The organism is Microbacterium sp. Leaf351 (assembly GCF_001423825.1).
Taxonomy (GTDB): domain Bacteria; phylum Actinomycetota; class Actinomycetes; order Actinomycetales; family Microbacteriaceae; genus Microbacterium; species Microbacterium ginsengisoli.
Genome location: NZ_LMPK01000038.1, coordinates 27,338 through 28,393 on the forward strand (window position 1 = coordinate 27,338; position 1,056 = coordinate 28,393).

Annotated in this window: 2 protein-coding genes; both read right to left on the reverse strand. The window is 66.8% G+C overall.

The window, feature by feature from the left end; translation table 11 throughout:
* Nucleotides 1–7: 7 nt before the first annotated feature.
* Nucleotides 8–574, reverse strand: a complete 567-nt coding sequence (locus tag ASG00_RS12885) for a LemA family protein (protein ID WP_056210096.1) — start codon at nt 572–574, stop codon at nt 8–10.
* Between the two features lie 81 nt (nt 575–655).
* Nucleotides 656–1,056, reverse strand: a 401-nt coding sequence (locus tag ASG00_RS18580; protein WP_327037521.1) for a D-arabinono-1,4-lactone oxidase, incomplete at its 5' end; no start/stop codon positions are given.

A 1,056-nucleotide genomic window follows, 5' to 3' on the forward strand; every position in this document is an offset into this window, starting at 1 on the left:
GCCGGGATCAGAACTGGATGCGGGGCGGCTCGGCGATCGACGCGCCGTCGACCACCTCGAAGAACTCGCGCGGCGTGAAGCCGAGGTTGCGGGCGAACAGGTTGTTCGGGAACACCTTGATTTTGGTGTTCAGTTCTCGCACGCCGCCGTTGTAGAACCGGCGGGACGCCTGGATCTTGTCCTCGGTGTCGACGAGCTGCTGCTGAAGCTGCAGGAAGTTCTGGCTCGCCTGCAGCTGCGGGTAGGCCTCGGCGACCGCGAAGATCGACTTCAGCGCCTGCTGCATGTGCCCCTCGGCCACGCCGGCCTCACTGGGCGAGGAGGCGCTGATCGTCTCGGCCCGCGCCTGCGTGACGTTCTCGAACACCGCCTTCTCATGGGCCGCATAGCCCTTGACGGTCTCGATCAGGTTCGGGAGCAGGTCGGCGCGTCTCTTCAGCTGCACCGTGATGTCGCTCCACGCCTCATCGACGCGCACTCCGAGCTGCACCAGCCCGTTGTAGGTCGCCCACAGGTAGATCCCCACGATCACCAGCAGGGCGACGATGATCAGAACCGGGATGAGCCATTCCATCTCGATCGACTCCGTTCGCGTAGTGCCCTCATACTAGTGGCGCCCTCGGGCGTGATGATGCGCTCGCGGCAGACTCTGGGTCTACTCCCCGAGGACGCGTCGGAGGTAGCGGTTGCGGAAGACCCGATCGGGATCGAGCCGGTCGCGCAGGGCCGTGAAGTCGTCGAACCGAGGGTAGGCGGGGCGCAGGTCATCGGCGGTGCGCGTATGCATCTTGCCCCAGTGGGGACGCCCGTCGAAGGTGCGCAGCAGCTCCTCGATCGGTTCGAAGTAGGTGGCCGGGTTCTCCCGCCAGTAGCGGTGCACGGCGATGTAGCCGGTGGCGCGGCCCGAAGCCGTCGAGAGCCAGAGGTCGTCGGATGCCGCGATCCGCACCTCGATCGGGAACGACACCCGGTACCGGCGCTCGTCGATGAGCGCGCGCACGGCGTCGAATGCCTCGGCAAGGCGCTCGGCGGGCACGGCGTACTCCATCTCGCGGA